Consider the following 16,157-nt stretch of genomic DNA (forward strand, 5'->3'; position numbering starts at 1 on the left):
ATCCGGGATAACTCTGACCGCATAGCGAGATTGTGCTCCGTGCTCGCTGCCCGCGCGCAACAGGGGGTTTGGCTACCGGTCGGTAACCAGCGACAACACCGAGGTAAGACGCCATTTTCCGATCGACCACGTAATGTCGGGCGGATGGGGTCACATCCACTTGTCACCGAATACCTGCGCCTTGGTTTGGCTTTCGATCGCCTCGAAGAGGGGTTCGTCGACGCCTACACCGGCGATCCGCAATTGCGCCGCGATATCGAGAACGCGCCCGTCCCGGTGCCCTCGGAGCTGGCCCGGCGCGCCGTCGATCTGCGCGCCGCCCTGCCCGATGCCGGGCTCTCGGCTCAGCGCACCGAATTCCTCGATGCCCACCTGGTGGCGATGGAGTGCTCGGCCCGCAAGTTCGCCGGTGAGCAGATCGGCTTCGTCGACGAGGTCCGCGCCTACTTCGACGTCGACATCGCACCGGGCGACCCCGACGACTATCGCGAGGCGCACCGGCAGATGGACGAGGTGCTCGGCGGCGACGGACCGTTGGCCGAACGCGCCGCCGCCTACCGCCGCGGTGGCGAGATCCCTCCGGAAAAGCTCGCTACCTGTGTCGAAGCGTTCTCGAGTGCGCTGCGGGAGCGGGTACGCGAACGCTATCCGCTGCCCGACAACGAGCATGTCACCTACGAGGTGGTCGGCGACAAGCCGTGGTCCGGCTTCAACTACTACCTGGGCGATTTCGCCTCGACGGTCGCGATCAACTCCGACCTCAAACAGCACATGGGCAACCTCCCCGCGCTCATCGCGCACGAGGCCTACCCCGGTCATCACACCGAGCACTGCCGCAAGGAGGCCGGACTGGTCGCGGCGGGCGAGGACGAGCAGACGCTGTTCCTGGTCAACACCCCGCAGTGCCTGATGGCCGAGGGTCTCGCCGACCTGGCCCTTCGGTCGATCGTCGGACCGGGCTGGGGCGTCTGGGCGCAGGAGATCTACGCCGACCTCGGCCTTCGTTTCGACGGTGAACGGGCCGAACGCTTCTCGACCGCGTCGGCGAAACTGCTGAACGTGCGTCAGGACGCCGCACTGCTGCTGCACGACCAGCATCGCAGCGAGGACGAGGTGGCGCTATTCCTGCAGCGGTGGATTCTGGCGACGCCGGAACGGGCGCGGCAGTCGCTGCGGTTTCTGTCCTCGCCGCTGTGGCGGGCCTACATCAGCACCTATGTCGAGGGTTACCGCTTGCTCGGTGGGTGGCTCGACGGTGCGGCCGGCGCCCAGGATCGGGTCGAGCGGTTCGGGCGTCTGCTCGACGAGCCGCTGACGCCGGGGGCGATCCGGCGGATGAGTGTCGCTACCGGCTGACGGCGCGGCCGCCGGGGTTGAACAGCGAGTTCGCCTGTTCGACGGCTATCGAACCTGGTCAGACGGGCTGTGACCCCGGTCTCTCCGGTAGCGGCCGGGACGGTGTTGCGGTATCCCCGTGCTCGGCGCGCACACGGTCGGCAATAGACTCGACGGCGTGACGCAGACGACCGCTTCGGTGAATACCCAGTCTCTCGGTGAGCTCGATCCCGAGTTGGCCGCCGCGATGGCGGGCGAGCTCGCCCGCGAACGCGACACCCTCGAGATGATCGCTTCGGAGAACTTCGTGCCGCGCGCGGTCCTGCAGGCGCAGGGCTCCGTCCTCACGAACAAGTACGCCGAGGGGTACCCGGGTCGCCGCTACTACGGCGGCTGCGAGGCCGTCGACGTGGTGGAGACCCTGGCTCGCGACCGGGCCAAGGAGCTCTTCGGCGCCGAATTCGCCAACGTGCAGCCCCACTCGGGCGCGCAGGCCAACGCCGCGGTGCTGATGGCGCTGATGAACCCGGGCGAGACCCTGCTGGGTCTCGACCTCGCGCACGGCGGTCACCTCACCCACGGCATGCGCCTGAACTTCTCGGGCAAGCTCTACGACGTCCACTCCTACGGTGTGTCGAAGGAAGACCACCGGATCGACATGGACGAGGTGCGTGACATCGCACTGAAGGCCAAGCCGAAGGTGATCGTCGCCGGCTGGTCGGCCTACCCGCGCCACCAGGACTTCGCCCGCTTCCGTGAGATCGCCGACGAGGTCGGCGCCTACCTGTGGGTCGACATGGCGCACTTCGCCGGCCTGGTCGCCGCCGGTCTGCACCCCTCGCCCGTGCCGTACGCCGACGTGGTGTCCTCCACCGTGCACAAGACCCTCGGCGGCCCCCGCTCCGGCCTGATCCTGGCCAAGCAGGAATTCGCCAAGAAGCTCAACTCCGCGGTGTTCCCCGGTCAGCAGGGCGGCCCGCTCATGCATGTGATCGCCGCCAAGGCCGCCGCGTTCAAGATCGCCGCCACCGAGGAGTTCGCCGACCGTCAGGTCCGCACCCTGTCCGGCGCGCGCATCCTCGCCGAGCGTCTGACCGGCGCCGACGTGAAGGACAAGGGTGTTTCGGTCCTGACCGGCGGCACCGACGTGCACCTGGTCCTGGTCGACCTGCGCAACTCCGAACTCGACGGTCAGCAGGCCGAAGACGTCCTCCACGAGGTCGGCATCACCGTCAACCGCAACGCCGTCCCGTTCGACCCTCGCCCCCCGATGGTCACCTCGGGCCTGCGCATCGGCACGGCGGCCCTGGCCACCCGCGGTTTCGGCGACACCGAGTTCACCGAGGTAGCCGACATCATCGCCGCCGCCCTGGCGGGCACCTCCGACGTCGACACCCTGCGCGGCCGGGTGTCGCGCCTGGCCCAGAGCGTCCCGCTCTACCAGGGTCTCGAGGACTGGCGCCTGCTCGGCTGAGCCGGAAACTTTCGCCCGATGGCCCCTGTCAGCTCCATGCAGACAGGGGCCATCGTGTTGTCGGAACACACAAAGTTCCGGTGAATCGCATACGGGCCTAATGGAATAGGGCATGGTCAGTCCGTATGGAATATCGACGTGCGCTGGCGCGTGAGGTCGGCGGGGAGGTGCACGCGTTCGAGTTGCTCTCCGAGGCCGAGGCCAGGGAGCTGATCGAACTGTTCCGCGCCGCGCGGGCCAACGAGGTGCGGGCGCTGCGCCGGGCGATCGACGCCGCGCTCACCGCGATGCCCGCTCCGCTGCGTAAAGTCTCGCGCAAGATCCTCTTCGGCAGCTGATGATCGAAACCGAACTCGAAGCTCAGACACAGCTCGTGGTCCTCGCGCGCACGCTGAAAGTGCCGCCGCAGCGCCTCGCACCGCTGGCCCGTCTCGGCGCGGTGCACCTGTCGGCGATTCAGCAGCAGATCCTGCGCGCACTGCATGCCGAGCACGCGGACACCTTCCGCCGGGTCAGCCCGCTCGTGCCGATCTTTCCGGTGGGTGTGGGCGTCGCGCTCTTCGAGCGGGTGGTGCCGCCGGTGCTCGCCGCCCGATTCCTCGGCGCGGTCGGCGTCAAACATCCGCGCAAGTGCGCGCAGGCGCTGTGCGCGGTCGATGCCGTCTACGCGGCCGACGGAGCGCCGTACCTGGACCCGAATGTCTTCGAACAGCTGATGCGATACGGCAGGCCGGAGCCGATCACCCTCATCATCAACGAGCTGTTGCGGCGTCGCGACTACGTGACCGCCGCGCGGTTCCTCTCAGTGGTGAACGAGCCGCTGATCGCGGCATTGGAGCAGACCGTCCTCGATGACGCGGGCTTGGTCTTCACCGCCGCCTACGCGTACCCGGCGCACACGCTGAGCCGGATCGTTCGGCAGTTGCTGGCGGGCCCACGCCAGCGGGTGCCGGGCATGCTCCACACCGTCCTGGCAGGCCCACCCACCCTGCATCACGCGATGCTCGCCCTGTTCTGCAAGGTCGACCCCGATATCGCGGGCACCCTCGGCGACATCTTCTTCGGCCGCGGCACCGCACACGAGGTCGGCCGATTCCTGCTCACCGCGGTCAACCGGAACGCCTCGCCCGCGCTGCTCACCGTGATCGGCAGACTCGATCCTGTTGCCCTGTGGGCCTTGTCGACGAACCCGCAATTCGCGAATACCGACGTGCTCGGCGCGCTGGTCCGCTCGCTGGACGGCAAGGACGAAGCCGACCCGTGGCGCGGGCTGTTCGCCCTGTCCGCCCGCCTGAGCGAACCGGCCCGCCGCCACATCGCCGCCACCCTCGCCGAACTCGACGAAACCTCGGTAGCCGCCCTGCCCGCGCACGCCACCGACGCCACCTACTGGCCCGCACTGCTGCAACTACTCGCCGAATCCGAACCCGCCGCCCAGTCCCGAGTCGCCGCGATCTGGTCGCGCCTTTCCCCCGAATGGCAAGCGGGCATCGAACGCCACATCCACGAAAACCGCTACGACACCCGCCTGAGCCGGATCACCGACGCCCTCACCACCGTCACCCCGGAAGAAGTCTTCTTCCGTCGCCGCCAGCAGAACCGTCAGCGAGGCGAAGACCACTTCGCGTCGTGGTGAGCTCGCTCAGTGCACCAGCGAGCTCAGGGTGCGGCCGATCCGGTCGATGACGCCGGGTTCGTGGCCGTTGGCGATCAGGTTGATGATGACGCCGTCGATGCCGTGGTCGAGGACGCGGGCCTTGATCTGTTCGGCGACTTCGTCCGGGGTGCCGGCGAATTGGCGGTCGGCGACGGTGGCCCGGCGTTCGGCCTCGGTCAGGGTGGACAGGTCGACGCCGAGGCGCGACAACATGTCGGCCTGGGTCTTTCGGGCACGGTCACCGTCTTCGTCGACGATGGTCAGCGCGAGGAAGCTGGTTTCGAGGGTGGCGGGGTCGCGGCCCGCCTCCTCGCACCGCTGGTGCAGGGCGTCGAGTTTGCGGGGCAGCTCGGAGGCATTGCAGATGATGTTGAGGTGATCGGCGAAGCGGGCTGCCATGCCGAAGGTCTTCTTCTCGCCGCCACCGCCGAGCAGAATCGGCAGGTCGTCGCGGATGCGTGGCTCGTTCATCGCGTTCTCGGTGTGGTACCACTTTCCGTCGAAAGTGGAGCGCTGCCCGCGCAGCATCGGCGTGATGATCCGCAAGGCCTCGTCGAGCCGCTCGAACCGCTCGGTGAAGGTGCCGAATTCGAACCCGTACTGCTGATGCTCCAGCTCGAACCACCCCGCCCCGATGCCGAGCACCGCGCGGCCACCGCTCACCACGTCGAGCGTGGTGACGGTCTTGGCCAGCAGGGCGGGATTGCGATACGTATTGCCGGTGACCAAGGCCGACAACTGAATTCGCTCGGTCGCGGTAGCCAGACCCGACAGCGCCGAGTAGGCCTCCAGCATCGGCTCCTCGGGCTCGCCGATCAACGGCAGCTGATAGAAGTGATCCATCACGAAAGCGGCGTCGAACCCCGCGCCCTCCGCCTCCCTGGCCTGCGCGATCACCGCGGGAAACAGCTCACGCACCGAGGACGTGTTGCTGAAGTTGGGCATCTGGTAGCCGAGTCGAATGCTCATGTCGCCGACCCTATGACTTGGAGTGCACTCCAAGTCAAGCGCTACACCCGACCAGCTGCGGGTAGTCGATCAGATCGATGTCGTTGGCGGCCTTGTCGCCGTATTTCATCATGAGGGTGAAGAAGCGGGAGCCGAGGAACCAGTTACGGGCCTTGATGCCCAGGGCGGTCTTGGGCGCGAGGAAGGGGCCCGCGTTGCTGTTGCCCGCGATTTTGGCGTAGCGCTTCATGATCCGGTCGTAGTTGGCGAAGGCGGTGACGTGATCACCCGCGGCGGAGGCCAGTTCGCCCGCGAGGACGTAGGCGCCGACGACGGCAAGGCCGGTGCCGAAGCCCGCCAGGGTGTTTCCGTAGGCGGCGTCGCCGATGAGGGCGACGCGGCCGCGGGTGTAGGTGCCGTTCATCCGGACCTGGCTGATCGAGTCGAGGTAGATGTCGTCGAATTCGGCCAGGTCGGTGAGCATGCGGGGGGCCTGCCATGCCATGTCGGCGAAGGTTTCGGTGATGATGCGGCGCTGGGCGTCGACATCGTTGCGGGGGTAGTCGAGTTCACCGGCGGCGAACATGTACATCTGCTGGGCCTTCGGGCCGCCGTCGATGGCGAGTTTGCCCGGGGTGTTGTGGGCGGCGCCTGCCGCTTTGTCGCGGGGCGTGGCCGCGTCGCTCCAGCGGCTCGCGCCGGCGACGCAGTAGTAGTAGCCGAGGTGGGCCACGTAGTCGGCCTCGGGGCCGAACGCCAATCTCCGCACCCGCGAATGGATGCCGTCGGCGCCGAGGACGAGGTCGAAGGTGCGGGGCGGGTTGTGCTCGAACCGCACGGCCACACCGTCGCCGGTGTCGCGCAGGTCGGTGACGGTGTCGCCGAAGAGGTACTCGACGGTGTCGGCGGTCTTGTCGTACATGACCTCGGCCAGGTCGCCGCGCAGGATCTCCAGGTCGCCGCCGGTGAACTCGCCCGACATCACGCCGAGCTCGCGCCCGTTGTCGTCGACGAAGACCAGGTCGGTGGTACCGGTACGCCGGGCCTGGACCTCGTCGAGGATGCCCATCCGCTCGAGCACGGTCAGGTGGGTCTTGCCCTTGAAATCCACCGCCTGACCGCCCGCCCGCAGCGCGGGGGCACGTTCGACGACGGTGACGGAGAAGCCGTAGCGGTGCAGCCAGTAGGCGAGGGCGGGGCCGGCGACGCTGGCGCCGGAGATGAGGACAGTACGCACGACGCAACTCCTGAAAATCTGTGTCCGATGTAATCTGTATCCGGTGGATGCAGATAAGAGTATGGTAGACACAGTTTCACGTCAAGACGATTTTCGAGAGGATGGGCAGATGCCGCCGCCGACCACGGTCGAGCTGTTGTGGGGGACCACGCAGCGCCCCAAGCGCGGGCCCAAACCCGCCCTCACTCTCGACGGGATCGTCGCCGAGGCCATCGCGCTCGTCGATGCCGAAGGGCTGTCCGCGCTGTCGATGCAGCGGCTGGCGCAACGCCTCGGCTTCACCAAGATGTCGCTGTACCGATATGTGCCGGGCAAGGAGCAGCTCACCGCGCTGATGCTCGACGCGGCGATGGGTGAACCGCCGAAGGCCGCGGGCGCGCAGCAGAACTGGCGAACCGGCCTCCGCGATTGGGTCGAAGCGCTCTTCGCTCGCTACCGCGCGCATCCGTGGTCGATCGAGCTCACCCTCGGCGTGCGGCCCCTCGGCCCGAACGAGATGGGCTGGACCGAGGCCGCCCTCGCCGCACTGGCGGGCACCGGGCTCTCCGGCTCGGAGCGGCTGGACACGATCGTCCTGCTCAACGGCCACGCCCGCAGCCTGGCCCAGCAGGTCTCGTCGATGAGCGGGGACGGCGAAGTGCAGTTCACCGAGCAGTTCGCCGAGATGATGACCGCGGCCTCTGGTCGCTACCCCGAGGTGCAGGCCGCCTTCGCCGAGGAAGCCGCCGCGCCGGCGGGCAAGGGCGGAGCCAACGACGCCCTGCGTTTCGGTGTCGAACGCATTCTCGACGGTCTCGCCGTCCTGATCGATCAGCGAAACTGAGCCGACCCCTGGCCCGAGCGCGATCGGCACCCTAGGCTCATCGCATGACCGACCAGCCGGAACTGCCGGAGCCCGCTGTCACCATCGTTCGCGAGTTCTTCAACGCACTCGAGCTCAGCGCGGTCGACGAGGCGCTGGATCTGCTCGATCCCGCGATCGTCTGGAAGAACGCCTCGCTGCCGACCGTGCGCGGCAAGAACCGGGTCGCCGCGTTGTTGCGCGGCTTGGATCGGCCGAAGCTCGGGTTCTCCGCGGAGATCCACCACATCGCCGCCGACGGCGACATCGTGCTCACCGACCGCACCGATTACCTGCACGTGGGCCCGGTGCGCATCGGCTTCTGGGTGAGCGGCACCTTCGAACTGCGCGACGGCCGAATCGTGCTGTGGGACGACCACTTCAGCAAGGGCAACGTCCTGCGCGGCGCCGTTGTCGGCGTGGTGAAGGCGATCACCGTCCGCTGAGCTATCCGTGCTTGCGCAGGTACTCCAGGTAGGTGGGGCGCAGCACATCGGCCAGTTTGCCGTCGCCCGCGTGGAAGTAGTCGTCGAGCATCGGCAGCACGTACTTGATGTCGGCCGAGCTCTCGCCGAGGTCGCCCGCCTCGGCCTGGGCCGCCGGAATCGACTTCAGCAGTTCCCACAGGAACTTCACGTCGCCGTGGCGCACGGCCGTCTTCACCGCGCGATCGTGCAGTTCCTTCGACGACAGCTTCTCCAGATCCTGGTCTTCGGCCATGTCATCGACTCTAGCCCTCGGTGGCGCACACGTGCCGGATCCGTCGCGACAGTGCCGGTTAACGACAAATTCACGGACACGTGTGCCGGTCCAGCAGCGCGGCTACGAATTCGGCGGTAGCGTCGGTGATGCGAGTCGCGTCGGTGTGATTCGTACGGGAGGTCCTGACCGTGACTGAGCTATTCAGGGCGAGAGGGCCGGCACCTGGCCCTCGGGGCGGTTGACTCAGCGTCAACGCCCACAAGGACGGACCGGTCCAGCGAGATCGTTCGCACGGGTGCCGTGCGAACACATAAGGAGCCCACCGTGACTGCTGCACGCTCCGTTTCCGCTTCCGCGAAGCACACGGCCTCGGCCTCGGCCTCGAGCAATTCGGCCTCGAAGAAAGGGGCTCGCCCCTCACGTTCCGGTCGCAAGACTTTCGTCGTAGACACCTCTGTACTCCTGTCGGATCCCTGGGCCGTCACCCGGTTCGGGGAACACAGTGTGGTCCTGCCCCTGGTCGTGATCAGTGAGTTGGAGGCGAAACGGCACCACCACGAGCTCGGCTGGTTCGCCCGCGAAGCGCTGCGCATGCTCGACGACCTGCGTGTGCAGCACGGCAGGCTCGACCAGGCACTGCCCATCGGCACCGACGGCGGCACCCTGCAGGTAGAGCTCAACCACACCGATTCGTCGGTGCTACCCGCCGGATTCCGTTCCGACACCAACGATTCCCGCATCCTGGCCTGCGCGCTGAACTTCTCGGCCGAGGGCGAGGACGTGGTGCTGGTGTCGAAGGACATCCCGCTGCGCGTCAAGGCGAGCGCGGTCGGCTTGTCGGCCGACGAATACCACGCGCAGGACGTGGTGACCTCCGGCTGGAGCGGGATGGTGGAACTCGACGTCGCGGGCGCGCAGATCGACCAGCTCTACACCGATTCGGTGATCGACCTCGACGATGCGCGAGAGTTGCCGTGCCACACCGGTGTTCGGTTGCTGGGCAGCAGCTCGAGCGCACTGGGCCGGGTTACCGCCGACAAGCGGATCCAGCTGGTCAAAGAGCGGGAGGCCTTCGGGCTGCACGGGCGTTCGGCCGAACAGCGCATCGCCCTGGATCTGCTGCTCGACGAGAGCATCGGGATCGTGTCGATGGGTGGGCGCGCCGGTACCGGCAAGTCGGCCCTGGCGTTGACCGCCGGACTCGAGGCGGTGCTCGAGCGGCGCACCCAGCGCAAGGTGGTCGTGTTCCGGCCGCTGTACGCGGTGGGCGGGCAGGAGCTGGGCTATCTGCCGGGTTCGGAGAGCGAGAAGATGGGCCCGTGGGCACAGGCCGTCTTCGACACGCTCGACGGGCTGGCGAGCCGCGAGGTGCTCGAGGAGGTGCTCAGTCGCGACATGCTCGAAGTGCTGCCGCTGACCCACATTCGAGGGCGGTCGCTGCACGATTCGTTCGTGATCGTCGACGAGGCGCAGTCGCTCGAGCGCAATGTGCTGCTGACGGTGCTGAGCCGTCTCGGCACGGGTTCTCGGGTGGTGCTCACCCACGATGTCGCCCAGCGCGACAATCTGCGGGTCGGCAGGCACGACGGTGTGGCCGCGGTGATCGAAAAGCTCAAGGGGCACCCGCTTTTCGCGCACATCACGCTCACCCGCAGCGAGCGCTCGCCGATCGCGGCGCTGGTCACCGAGATGCTCGAGGAGTACGGACCGAACGCGTAATCATCGGCAATCGGGCCGCGTCGCGGCCGGAATCCGTTTGATTACCGCAAACAGTGGGTAATATCCGCTCCGACACCAATCCAGCAACGGCTCGGCGAACACTGTTCCGCCGGGCCGTTGCGGATGTCGGCCAGGCTCCATTCCGGGGGCACCCCCGGGGGAGCCACTCGCGAGAGGATGGATATGAACCACTTCGCTCGACGTACTGCTGCCGGGAGCGCCGCGGTCCTGGCCGCGGCGGGTCTGCTGCTCGCTGCCGGCTGCAGCGATGACGACAAGGACAAGGCGAACGACGCCGTCGCCTCGGTGACCTCCGCGATCGGAGCCCCTGGTGGCAGCGCCACCACCGAGCCCGGGATGGGCGGGATGACCACCACCCCCGGTTCGGAAACCACCTCAGGTTCCGAGACAACGTCCGGCGCGGCCACCACCAGTGGAGCGGCAGGCGAATCGACCACCGTCTCCACCCCGAACGGTGACATCGTCATCGCCGGCGAGGTGTACAAGAAGTACATGGCGGCCGGCGGCGCGAGCAGCCCGCTCGGCGCACCGGAAGAAGCCCAGGAATCCGGCCCCGACGGCGGCGAGTACCAGGACTTCACCGGCGGCACCATCTACTGGAGCAAGAATACCGGCGCCCACATCGTGTGGGGTGACATCCGCGAGGCCTGGGAGGAGAACGGCGGCGCCAACGGCACGTTGGGCTACCCGACCAGCGACGAGAAGGACATCCCCGGAGGCAAGCAGAGCGACTTCACCGGTGGCACCATCACCTGGGTCAACGGCGAGACCACGGTGACCCCGAAGTAGTCGGGCCCCACGTCAGCGTCGCGCTCCGCCCGGCGCGGGGACCCGGTTCACCCCGTAGGTCCCCGCGCTTGCGCACGAGGTACTAAGTTGTCGGGGTGCAGAAAACTTTGACCGACCGCGAGCTGCTGGATTCGCTCGCGGACGAGGTGGAAATCAACCTGCGTCGCCATATCGAGGTGGCCGAGGGCTGGCAGCCGCACGAGCAGGTGCCGTGGTCGGACGGGCGCAACTTCGCCTTCCTCGGTGGCGAGGACTGGACCCCGGAACAGTCCGAGCTCAGCGATACCGCCCGGCTCGCGCTGACCGTGAGCGTCCTGGTCGCCGACAATCTGCCCTCCTACCACCGTGAGCTCGGCAAGCACCTGCGCACCGGCCCCTGGTGGCGCTGGGTCGGCCGGTGGACGGCGGAGGAGAACCGCCACGAGATCATGATCCGCAACTACCTCATGCTCACGCGTGCGGTGGACCCGGTCGCGCTCGAGCGCGCCCGCATGCAGCACATGACCGACGGTTTCAACCGCCCCCCGATGCACCTGATCGATGTGCTGGCCACCTGCGCGTTCGAAGAGGCCGCCGCCGCGATCCGTCATCGCAACACCGCCGCGATCGGCGAGAACCCGATCGTCACCGCGATGGCCGAGAAGCTGGCCGCCGACGACGAATTGCAGGCCGAGTTCTTCGCCGTGCTCGTCGCCGCCGCCCTCGACCTGGTTCCCGATCAGGCAGTGCGCTCGATCGCCGATCGGGTCGCCGACTTCCGGGTGCCGCACGTGGATCTGCCCGGTGGCGGATCCAGCGACGAGGCGCTGGCCGAGGCGGGCATCTACGACCCCGCGAAGGAGGGCGAGCTGGTGTTCAAGCCGCTGCTGCAGCGCTGGAACATCTTCTCCCGCACCGACTTCAGCGAAGAGGGCGAAAAAACCCGCGCGGAACTCGCGCTGTATCAATAGAGGCTGGCGCCGCGTGTTCGCGGCCCCGAGGGGCCGCCGGTCAGGCACCGCGGCTTGCTCCTTCGTCGCCTACGCCGCGGCACCTGACCGGCGACCCGGCCGCGAACGCCCCTCCTCGAGGTCGGGGGTGCGTGGCCGGGTTTCGTTTTACCGCGCCCGGTCGACGTCGGCCATCGCCAGCACGTCGAGCTTGCGATCGAGCTCTTCGAGCGAGAGCTTGTCCGGGACGAGCCCGCGGTCGATGACGGTCTGGCGGATCGTCTTCTTCTCGCGCAGCGCCTGTTTGGCGACCGCGGCCGCTTCCTCGTAGCCGATGGCCGAGTTGAGCGGGGTGACGATCGACGGTGACGATTCGGCGAGGGTCCGCAGATGCTCCTCGTCGGCGACGAGCCCGCTCACACACTTGTCGGCGAACAAGCGAGAAACGTTGGCCAGCAGGCGAATCGACTCGAGCAGGTTGCGAGCCATCACGGGAATGTAGACATTGAGCTCGAACGCCCCACTCGCCCCGCCGAACGCGATCGCCGCGTCGTTGCCGACCACCTGCACCGCCACCTGCGTCACCGCCTCGGGCAGAACGGGATTCACCTTTCCTGGCATGATCGAGCTACCCGGCTGCAGGTCCGGCAGCTGCAATTCGCCGAGCCCGGTCAGCGGGCCCGAACCCATCCAGCGGATGTCGTTGGCGATCTTGGTCAGGCTGACCGCGATGGTGCGCAGCGCACCGGAGGCCTCGACGAGTCCGTCCCGCGCGGCCTGGGCCTCGAAATGATCATGCGCTTCGCGCAGCGCGTCGATTCCCGTGGTACGTACCAGTTCCGCGACGACCTTCGCGCCGAATCCGGCGGGCGCGTTGAGACCGGTGCCCACCGCGGTGCCGCCGATCGGCAACTCGCCGAGGCGGGGAAGCACGGACATCGCGCGTTCGATACCCGCGGCGATCTGCCGGGTGTAGCCGCCGAATTCCTGGCCGAGCGTCACCGGCACCGCGTCCATCAGGTGGGTGCGGCCCGACTTCACCACGGTGCGCCACTGCTGCGACTTGTCGAGCAGAGCCAGGCGCAGATGGTCCAGCGCGGGAACGAGTTCGGTGATCACGGCCTCGGTGGCGGCCAGGTGTGTCGCGGTGGGGAAGGTGTCGTTGGAGGACTGCGACATGTTCACGTCGTCGTTGGGGTGCACGCTCACCCCGTTACGGGCGGCGATCGAGGCGATCACCTCGTTGGCGTTCATGTTCGAGCTGGTGCCCGAACCGGTCTGGAACACGTCGATCGGGAACTGGTCGTCGTGCTCACCGTTCGCGATCTCGCTCGCCGCGGCGATGATCGCATCGGCCTTCACCGGATCGAGCAGGCCCAGATCCTTGTTGACCTGCGCGCACGCGGCTTTCAGCAGGCCGAGGGCCCGGATCTGGGCGCGCTCGAGTCCCCGCCCGCTGATCGGGAAGTTCTCGACGGCCCGCTGTGTCTGCGCCCGCCACAGCGCATCGACAGGGACGCGAACCTCTCCCATGGTGTCGTGCTCGATCCGGTACTGCGCGTCGTCGTCAGCCATAGTTCGACCCTAGGACGAGAACACCGCGAATGGTTGCCACACACCAGCGCGAAATCCCACATCCGCGGCAGGAATACTCGCCGGACTCAGTCGGTGGGCCAGACCGCGCACACCTCGTCGGCGAAGTCCCTGGCTTGGGTGTGACCGGCTAGTGCGGCGCCGTGTACGCGCTGCGGGTCGAGCTCGTTGGGGCCGATGGCCTTGCGCGCTGCTTGATCCGGATGGATCACCGTGACCCTGGCCGAGCCGAGGTGGGCGAGCTGGGCGGAGATCTTCCCGCTGCGGCGCGGGGTGAGAATATTGGACGCGAGGCCGACGATCCGGTCGTAGCCCTTCGCCAGATCCAGATTCAGCGGGGAGCGGACCCCGCCGTCGAGGTAGTGGTGTCCGTGACACGACGCCTCCGGCCAGGCGAACGGGATCGCGCAACTGGCGTTGACCGCCTCGGCGAGTGAGACGTCGCTGTCGCGGTCGAAGACCTTCAACACGCCGGTATCGGCGTCGACCGCGGTGATCCACAACGGCTGTGTCGGCCACGCCTTCTCGGGCAGGCGCGAGGACACCGCCGCCAGCCGCAGCACGGGGTCGATCGTCGACCTGCCGCGCGAAGCGTTCGCGACCCGGCGTGCCGCGCTGGTCTCGCTGGGCGCGGTGCCCGCGATGAACGCCCACTTGGCCAGCTGCTTGACCGAGAGCCGGTTCGGGATCTCGGCGTTGAGCCGCCCCAGCTGCCGCTTGTAGAGCTCGTCGGTCGACAGCGTGCTGCGAATTTGCGCCCCGACGACCGCGCCCGCGGAGGTGCCGATCACCAGATCGGCCGACCGCAGGTCCACCCCGGCCTCGGCCAGTCCGGCGATCATGCCGATCTGCCAGCCGATACCGGCGATTCCGCCGTTGCCGAGGACCAGGGCGGTGCTGGGCGCTGCCATAGTTCGACTATAGGGACGCCCAGCCCCGGATCACGGTAGCGGCGGGTTCGCGCTGTCGTCGCCGTCGAAGTCGACCGAGGAGTACTCGCGCAGCTTCGTCAGGCGGTGGTAGGCGTCGATCATGCGGACGGTGCCCGACTTGGACCGCATCACGATCGACTGGGTCGACGCGCCGCCGCCGTAGTAGCGCACGCCGCGCAGCAGGTCGCCGTCGGTGACGCCGGTGGCGCAGAAGAACACGTTGTCGCCGGAGACCAGGTCGGTGGTCGAGAGCACCCGGTCCAGATCGTGGCCCGCGTCGATCGCCTTCTGACGCTCTTCGTCGTCCTTCGGCGCGAGCATGCCCTGCAGCTCGCCGCCGAGACAGCGCAGCGCGGCGGCGGCGATGATGCCCTCGGGGGTGCCACCGATACCGACCAGGATGTCGACGCCGGACTCGGGACGCGCGGCGGCGATGGCGCCGGCGACGTCACCGTCGGAGATGAGGCGGATGCGGGCGCCCGCGTCGCGTGCCTGCTGGATGGTGTCCTCGTGGCGGGGACGGTCCAGGATGCAGACGGTCAGGTCGGACACCGACAGCCGCTTGGCCTTGGCCACGCGGCGGATGTTCTCGCCGATCGGGGCGGTGATGTCGATCGAGCCGGCGGCGTCGGGGCCGACGGCGATCTTGTGCATGTAGAACACCGCGGACGGGTCGAACATGGCGCCGCGCTCGGCGACCGCGAGCACCGAGATGGCGCCGGGGGAACCCTTCGACATCAGGGTGGTGCCGTCGACCGGGTCGACGGCGAAGTCGACCTCGGGGCCGGTGCCGTCGCCGACGAGCTCACCGTTGTAGAGCATCGGCGCTTCGTCCTTCTCGCCCTCGCCGATGACGACGATGCCCTTCATGGACACCGAGCTGACGAGCTGACGCATGGCGTCGACGGCCGCGCCGTCGCCACCTTCCTTGTCGCCACGGCCGACCCAACGGCCACTCGCCATCGCGCCTGCCTCGGTGACGCGGACCAGCTCCAGTGCGAGGTTGCGATCGGGTGCCTCGCGGCGGCTGGGGACGGGCGAGGTGGGCGTCATTGCGGAGTGCCTCCTTGGCGTTGGTGATACGGGGGCATTGTCGCATTTCGAAACGGCACGCTCGTGCACGACCTCCTGCGATGACCCCTGGGCGGCCTGGTCAGGGCTCGAGTGGATACTGGTAGCCGTGGCACAGACCAAGCACCGCATCTTCAACGACTACCGCGATCTGTTCTGGTCGTTGATCCCGTTGGTGCTGGCCGCGGTGGTATTGGCCGGGGTCGCGAGCCAGTGCACGGTGGCGACGAACGGCCCGACGCAGGGTCAGATCCCGCATTTCGATGCCGACGCCGCGCTGAGCTCCGACGCGAAGACCCTGTCGTTCCCGATCCGCAAGCCGGCGTTGCCGCAGGGCTGGGTGTCGAACTCGGGCAGCCGCGACACCATCGCCACCGCGGGTGGCGGTGCCGTGAGCACGGTCGGCTACATCACCCCGCAGGGCACCTACATGCGGTATTCGCAGACCGATGCCTCCGAGGAGGCGTTGTCGCGCCAGGAACTCGGCTCCCGCTATCCGACCGGAACGCAGGAAGTGGCCGGGCAGAAATGGGTCGTCTATTCCGAACCGACCGAGGAAACCGCCTGGATCGCCGACCTCGGCGGCGTACGGATCCTGATCACCGGCGCGGGCAACGAGGCCGCCTTCACCACCCTCGCGACGGCGATCACGGCAGCCCAACCGCTGGCGAAGAAGTAGCCTCAGCTGAGCCGGTAGGACCAGCCGCTGTTGGGCAACGCGGTCGAGGTGGCGATGGAGTCCTCGGCGTCGTCGGACTTGCCCTGGGCCAGGAGGCCGTAGGGATCGAATGCGCGTTTGGCGGCAGCCTCTTTCGGGCCCCACGGCTTCATGCCGCCCGCGCCGAGGACGGGTGTGTGCGAGTTCGCGATGAACAACCCCGCCCGCTGCAACCGCTCGGTGGTCGCCGC

At 68.0% G+C, this 16,157-nt stretch carries 17 protein-coding genes; 10 read left to right on the forward strand and 7 right to left on the reverse strand.

From position 1 onward, the window contains the following. Nucleotides 1-144 precede the first annotated feature (144 nt). The 4 genes from ACFULV_RS25255 to ACFULV_RS25270 all read left to right on the forward strand — a co-directional run bounded on the left by ACFULV_RS25255 (nt 145) and on the right by ACFULV_RS25270 (nt 4,445). Entirely contained in the window at nt 145-1,356 is a 1,212-nt protein-coding gene (locus ACFULV_RS25255) for a DUF885 domain-containing protein (protein ID WP_378660756.1), read from the forward strand. A gap of 157 nt (nt 1,357-1,513) precedes the next feature. Next, entirely contained in the window at nt 1,514-2,809 is a 1,296-nt protein-coding gene (gene glyA / locus ACFULV_RS25260; protein WP_101468461.1) for a serine hydroxymethyltransferase, read from the forward strand. Nucleotides 2,810-2,934: 125 nt separating this feature from the next. Then, nucleotides 2,935-3,147, forward strand: coding sequence for a hypothetical protein (locus ACFULV_RS25265; protein WP_378636305.1), 213 nt, complete (start codon nt 2,935-2,937; stop codon nt 3,145-3,147). Further along, a complete protein-coding gene (locus ACFULV_RS25270) occupies nt 3,147-4,445 on the forward strand; it encodes a hypothetical protein (protein ID WP_378636306.1) in 1,299 nt (432 codons plus the stop codon). Before ACFULV_RS25265 ends, ACFULV_RS25270 begins: the two co-directional genes overlap by 1 nt. Nucleotides 4,446-4,451: 6 nt before the next feature. Here the strand turns inward: ACFULV_RS25270 and ACFULV_RS25275 are convergent, their stop codons facing one another. Together ACFULV_RS25275 and ACFULV_RS25280 are read right to left on the reverse strand one after the other, a co-directional pair. Beyond that, on the reverse strand, nt 4,452-5,435 hold the full coding sequence (locus tag ACFULV_RS25275) for an LLM class F420-dependent oxidoreductase (protein WP_378660759.1): 984 nt from the start codon (nt 5,433-5,435) through the stop codon (nt 4,452-4,454). A 34-nt stretch (nt 5,436-5,469) separates the two neighbouring features. Further along, nucleotides 5,470-6,651 (reverse strand): FAD-dependent monooxygenase, encoded by a 1,182-nt coding sequence (locus tag ACFULV_RS25280; protein ID WP_378660762.1) that lies wholly within the window; start codon nt 6,649-6,651, stop codon nt 5,470-5,472. A 109-nt stretch (nt 6,652-6,760) separates the two neighbouring features. Between ACFULV_RS25280 and ACFULV_RS25285 the strand changes: the two genes are divergently transcribed. Together ACFULV_RS25285 and ACFULV_RS25290 are read left to right on the forward strand one after the other, a co-directional pair. Continuing rightward, nucleotides 6,761-7,474, forward strand: a complete 714-nt coding sequence (locus tag ACFULV_RS25285) for a TetR/AcrR family transcriptional regulator (protein ID WP_378660765.1) — start codon at nt 6,761-6,763, stop codon at nt 7,472-7,474. Nucleotides 7,475-7,518: 44 nt separating this feature from the next. After that, on the forward strand, nt 7,519-7,938 hold the full coding sequence (locus tag ACFULV_RS25290) for a limonene-1,2-epoxide hydrolase family protein (protein WP_378660768.1): 420 nt from the start codon (nt 7,519-7,521) through the stop codon (nt 7,936-7,938). 1 nt (nt 7,939) lies between these two features. On the opposite strand, the gene ACFULV_RS25295 is transcribed toward ACFULV_RS25290, so the two are convergent. Then, nucleotides 7,940-8,212: a hypothetical protein gene (locus tag ACFULV_RS25295; RefSeq protein ID WP_378636318.1), complete on the reverse strand. Its 273-nt coding sequence runs from the start codon at nt 8,210-8,212 to the stop codon at nt 7,940-7,942. 306 nt (nt 8,213-8,518) lie between these two features. On the opposite strand from ACFULV_RS25295, the gene ACFULV_RS25300 reads away from it, so the two are divergent. The 3 genes from ACFULV_RS25300 to ACFULV_RS25310 all read left to right on the forward strand — a co-directional run bounded on the left by ACFULV_RS25300 (nt 8,519) and on the right by ACFULV_RS25310 (nt 11,673). After that, nucleotides 8,519-9,913, forward strand: coding sequence for a PhoH family protein (locus tag ACFULV_RS25300; RefSeq protein ID WP_378660771.1), 1,395 nt, complete (start codon nt 8,519-8,521; stop codon nt 9,911-9,913). 183 nt (nt 9,914-10,096) lie between these two features. Then, nucleotides 10,097-10,723, forward strand: a complete 627-nt coding sequence (locus ACFULV_RS25305; RefSeq protein ID WP_378660774.1) for an LGFP repeat-containing protein — start codon at nt 10,097-10,099, stop codon at nt 10,721-10,723. Between the two features lie 95 nt (nt 10,724-10,818). Next, nucleotides 10,819-11,673 carry an acyl-ACP desaturase gene (locus ACFULV_RS25310; protein WP_378660776.1) on the forward strand — a complete coding sequence of 285 codons (855 nt, stop codon included), beginning with the start codon at nt 10,819-10,821 and terminating at the stop codon, nt 11,671-11,673. A gap of 147 nt (nt 11,674-11,820) precedes the next feature. On the opposite strand, the gene ACFULV_RS25315 is transcribed toward ACFULV_RS25310, so the two are convergent. The 3 genes from ACFULV_RS25315 to glpX form a co-directional block, all read right to left on the reverse strand. Continuing rightward, nucleotides 11,821-13,227, reverse strand: a complete 1,407-nt coding sequence (locus tag ACFULV_RS25315; protein ID WP_378660780.1) for a class II fumarate hydratase — start codon at nt 13,225-13,227, stop codon at nt 11,821-11,823. An 86-nt stretch (nt 13,228-13,313) separates the two neighbouring features. Next, complete coding sequence (locus ACFULV_RS25320) at nt 13,314-14,156, reverse strand: patatin-like phospholipase family protein (protein ID WP_378660783.1); 843 nt, start codon at nt 14,154-14,156, stop codon at nt 13,314-13,316. A 30-nt stretch (nt 14,157-14,186) separates the two neighbouring features. Continuing rightward, nucleotides 14,187-15,230: a class II fructose-bisphosphatase gene (gene glpX / locus ACFULV_RS25325; RefSeq protein ID WP_378636334.1), complete on the reverse strand. Its 1,044-nt coding sequence runs from the start codon at nt 15,228-15,230 to the stop codon at nt 14,187-14,189. A gap of 127 nt (nt 15,231-15,357) precedes the next feature. Here glpX and ACFULV_RS25330 point away from each other — a divergent pair, with 127 nt between their 5' ends. Then, on the forward strand, nt 15,358-15,927 hold the full coding sequence (locus tag ACFULV_RS25330; protein ID WP_378660786.1) for a DUF4245 domain-containing protein: 570 nt from the start codon (nt 15,358-15,360) through the stop codon (nt 15,925-15,927). Between the two features lie 2 nt (nt 15,928-15,929). Here ACFULV_RS25330 and ACFULV_RS25335 read toward each other — a convergent pair. Further along, a partial coding sequence (locus ACFULV_RS25335; RefSeq protein ID WP_378660789.1) for a hypothetical protein occupies nt 15,930-16,157 on the reverse strand: 228 nt, incomplete at its 5' end.

It is taken from the genome of Nocardia sp. NPDC057272 (genome assembly GCF_042668615.1).
Classification (GTDB): Bacteria; Actinomycetota; Actinomycetes; order Mycobacteriales; family Mycobacteriaceae; genus Nocardia.